The organism is Desulfovibrio sp., assembly GCF_035644575.1.
Classification (GTDB): Bacteria; Desulfobacterota; Desulfovibrionia; order Desulfovibrionales; family Desulfovibrionaceae; genus Desulfovibrio.
This window is the reverse complement of the sequence record NZ_DASQOG010000031.1, coordinates 1-3,804: the sequence shown is the minus strand read 5'-3', so window position 1 is coordinate 3,804 and position 3,804 is coordinate 1. Positions and strand designations below refer to the sequence as shown.

Genomic DNA, 3,804 nt, shown 5'->3' with positions numbered 1-3,804 from the left:
AAGACGGGTAGTAAACTTGAGGCGGCCATCAGTGCGGCTGTGGCGAACCATGGGTTCAAGACCGGGTTCAAAAATATGCACGGAACCGGCATTGAGCTTTTCCACCACAGCCGGGTTAACATCCACGCAGGTCACGGTATTACCCATTTCAGCAAAGCACGCGGCGCTGACCAAGCCAACATAGCCGGTCCCGATAATGCACAACTTCATACAAAATTTCTCCGTACGTTCCCACAGCCAGCGCGCTTGACGTTACAGCGGGGAACGGGTCAGAATAGTTTAGGTTGAAAGGCAAGCAATACGCTAATTTTTTTAAATGGGCAACAGCCCTATTTGCAGTACATTTTGCCCGTACTGCATATGGTGGATAACTGATGATCGTAGGCATTGGGACTGACATTACGGAACTGGCACGCATTAAGGCAAGTTACGACAGGTTTGGAGAGCGCTTTTTGCAAAAGATCCTTACCCCCGATGAACTGAAACTCGTGCCGGAGAATCCCATTGCCTACATTTCCGGTCGGTTTGCCGCCAAAGAGGCTGCGGTCAAGGCGCTCGGCACTGGCTTTAACGAGGGGATTGGCCCTCACCATATTGAGGTGCTGCGCGGCCCTGCGGGGCAACCCCAACTCCATTTGCACGGCCCGGCGCTTGCGCGGGCCGAAGCCCTGGGCATGCGCGCCGCCCACATTTCCATAAGTCATGACCGCAATGCCGCCGTGGCGGTTGTGGTGCTGGAGGCATAAACATGCCCACTTCATTTGACGACCTGTTCCCTCCCCTTCCCCTGCCTGCAGAAATGCGCCAGTGGGATGCGGAAGCCATGGCCCTTGGCCTGCCTGAAGAACTGCTGATGGAAAATGCCGCCAGAGCGGCCTTTGACGTTCTGCACGAATATCAGCCACGGCTGACGGGTCTGCGCGTCTGGCTGCTTATGGGCAGCGGCAACAACGGCGGCGATGCCGCCTGCCTTGCGCGGCATTTGCTGGATGCGGGCGCGGAACCGCTGGTGCTGCACACGCGGCCTCTTGCCGCATGCAAGGGAGCCTGCGGCAAGCATGTGCGCATTGCCAGAGCCGCAGGCGTTGCCTTTGAGCGCTGCCGCCAGGCGGTCTTCCAGAGGGCGGAGCTACCCCATATTCTTGTGGATGGCCTGCTGGGTACAGGCTTCAGCGGTCAGCTGCGACCAGATGCGCTGGAACTTGTACGCGCGGTCAACTCCCTGCAAAGCCGTTCCTTTGTGCTGGCGCTGGATATTCCATCTGGCCTCGGCGGACGCACCGGGCAGCCCATGCCGGAGGCTGTGCGCGCCACTGCCACGGTCAGCTTTGCGGCTGCCAAGCCGGGGCTGGCCCTGCCCGAGGCACACCCCTGGACAGGCGCGCTGCACGTGCGCAGCATTGGCATTCCCCTTGCCGCACGACGCATGGCCCCCTGCTCTTTTTACGTTGCTGACGGGCATTGCCTCGCCCCGCTTGCGGCGATACAGCCCGGAGGCTTCAAAAATTCCTACGGGCATGTGCTGGTGATTGGGGGCGCGCCCGGCCTTGGCGGAGCAGCGCATCTTGCCGCCCGAGCTGCCCTGCGCGCGGGCGCTGGCCTTGTAACCGCCGCCGCGCCCGGTGCTGGCATTGCGGATATCAAGAACGGCTGGCCCGAAATAATGACCCTTCCACAGGGAGAGAACGAGCGCCTCTGGCCCGCCCGCCTGCCGCAAAATTTTGTGGAACTGGCCCAACGCTGCGCCGCCCTTGTGGTCGGCCCCGGCATGGGCCGGGGGCAGGACGCCAAGGCATTTATTGAAGCCTTGCTGGCGCTGCCCCACAGGCCGCCCACGGTATTTGACGCCGATGCCCTGGTGCTGCTGGCCGGGCGGCAAGACCTGCTCGACCGCATAACCGCAGATGATATTCTGACGCCCCACCCCGGCGAAGCGGCAACCCTGCTGGGCTGTTCCGCAGCAGATGTTCAGGCCGACCGGCAAGACGCGCTTGGACGCCTGCGCGGCCTCTGCCGTGGCGTGATTATTCTTAAAGGCGCGGCAAGCCTCATAGGGCAGGCTGACGCGCCAACACTACTCTGCCCCTACGATGTGCCGCAGCTTGCGGTGGGCGGTTCGGGAGATGTGCTGGCGGGCTGCGCTGGCGGGCTGCTTGCCAGAATGCTGCCCGGCATGCAGACCGCAAAAGAGCAAACGCAAGTGCACAACAATACCGCAAATCTGCCCTTTACCCCATCCCACATGCTGGCCGGGCAGGCAGCGGCCCTGCACGCCCTCGCGGGCAAAAGCCTTGCCGAACAATGGCCCCTCAGGGGCAATACGCCCTCGGCAGTGGCGGATGCATTGCCGCAAGCCCTCTCTGCCTGCATGGCAGCCAGCGAATCAAAGGACGACATTCTGCCATGGCCCAGATAATCCTGCGTAATCTTTCTGATACCAACCGCCTTGGGCATATGCTTGCCGAGGCTGTCGCTACCTGCGGCATTGCGGCATTGTTGCTGCGCGGCCCGCTTGGCAGCGGCAAAACCACGCTCACCCGCTCCCTTGTGGAGGCCATGCCCGGCGGGGATCAGGCCGAGGTGGGCAGCCCATCGTTCACGCTCTGCAACTACTACCCCACCCAGCCGCCTATTATACACAGCGATCTATATCGCAGCCCCGGCAGCCTGCCCGATGAAATTGCAGAAGGTCTGGACAATCCGCAAATCCTGTCTGTGCTGGAATGGTCGGAGTACCTGCCCGAGGCGGAAATGCCGCAAGATTATCTGGACATCTCGTTGCAACCGTGCGAAGAAAGTCGCCTACTGACGCTGCAAGCTCACGGCCCTATTGCCGCTGAGCTTTTGCGCCACCTGCGCCGAAATTGGCCTGTGGACAGTCCTGACCACGGGTAACCAGTTCCGGGGTGGGCTGACCTGTTGTACCCATCAAGGATTGAGGACAATGGATACAGGCATGAAAATTCTGGTCCAGAAATTTGGCGGCACTTCCGTTGCCAAGCTGGAGTGCATGAAGCAGGTACGCGAGAAAGTGCTGGGAGGCCTTGCCAAGGGGTATAAGGTCATTGCGGTGCTTTCGGCGCGGGCTGGCGACACCAACAAGCTGCTTGCCCTTGCTGATGAATGGTCTTCCACGCCTGACCGCGCGGAAGTTGATTCGCTCGTTTCCACTGGCGAACAGGTTTCCATCAGCCTGTTCACCATGCTGCTCAAGGACGCGGGCATCCGCGCCCGCTCGCTGCTCGGCTGGCAGATTCCCATCACCACGGACAACGATTTTGGCCGTGCGCGCATTCGCTCCATCGACAGCAATTCCCTGCGCAAATACCTCAACGACTACGATGTGCTTGTGGTCGCCGGGTTTCAGGGTTGCACCGAAGATGGCCGCATCACCACGCTCGGGCGCGGCGGTTCGGACACCTCGGCGGTGGCGCTGGCCGCCTCCCTCGGCTCTGTAGAATGCGACATTTACACCGACGTTGACGGCGTTTACACCACCGACCCCAACATCTGCTCCACGGCCCGTAAAATGGACCGCGTTGCCTATGAGGAAATGCTTGAAATGGCAAGCATGGGGGCCAAGGTGCTGCATATCCGCTCGGTAGAATTTGCCAAAAAATATAAGGTTCCCGTGCGCGTGCGCTCCACGTTCAGCGATGATCCAGGCACGCTTGTCACTCAGGAGGACTCCACCATGGAAGCCGTACTCGTTTCCGGCATTGCATATGACAAAGATCAGGCCCGCGTGACCCTGCGCGACCTTCCCGACGTGCCCGGTACGGCTGCGGCGGTGTTTGGCCCTCT

At 60.9% G+C, this 3,804-nt stretch carries 5 protein-coding genes; 4 read left to right on the top strand and 1 reads right to left on the bottom strand.

The features are described from left to right. Positions 1 to 210: NAD-binding protein (locus VEZ52_RS01320; RefSeq protein WP_324835204.1), on the bottom strand; the 210-nt coding region annotated here is incomplete at its 3' end. 164 nt (positions 211 to 374) lie between these two features. Between VEZ52_RS01320 and VEZ52_RS01315 the strand changes: the two genes are divergently transcribed. The 4 genes from VEZ52_RS01315 to VEZ52_RS01300 form a co-directional block, all read left to right on the top strand. Then, positions 375 to 746, top strand: a complete 372-nt coding sequence (locus tag VEZ52_RS01315) for a holo-[acyl-carrier-protein] synthase (RefSeq protein ID WP_297144511.1) — start codon at positions 375 to 377, stop codon at positions 744 to 746. 2 nt (positions 747 to 748) lie between these two features. Then, entirely contained in the window at positions 749 to 2,416 is a 1,668-nt protein-coding gene (locus VEZ52_RS01310) for an NAD(P)H-hydrate dehydratase (protein WP_324835203.1), read from the top strand. Beyond that, the gene (locus VEZ52_RS01305) at positions 2,404 to 2,895 is read left to right on the top strand and encodes a tRNA (adenosine(37)-N6)-threonylcarbamoyltransferase complex ATPase subunit type 1 TsaE (RefSeq protein ID WP_324835202.1); all 492 of its coding nucleotides are present in this window, start codon (positions 2,404 to 2,406) and stop codon (positions 2,893 to 2,895) included. Before VEZ52_RS01310 ends, VEZ52_RS01305 begins: the two co-directional genes overlap by 13 nt. A gap of 61 nt (positions 2,896 to 2,956) precedes the next feature. Further along, positions 2,957 to 3,804 (top strand): aspartate kinase (locus VEZ52_RS01300; protein ID WP_324835201.1); only part of this gene is annotated, 848 nt, incomplete at its 3' end.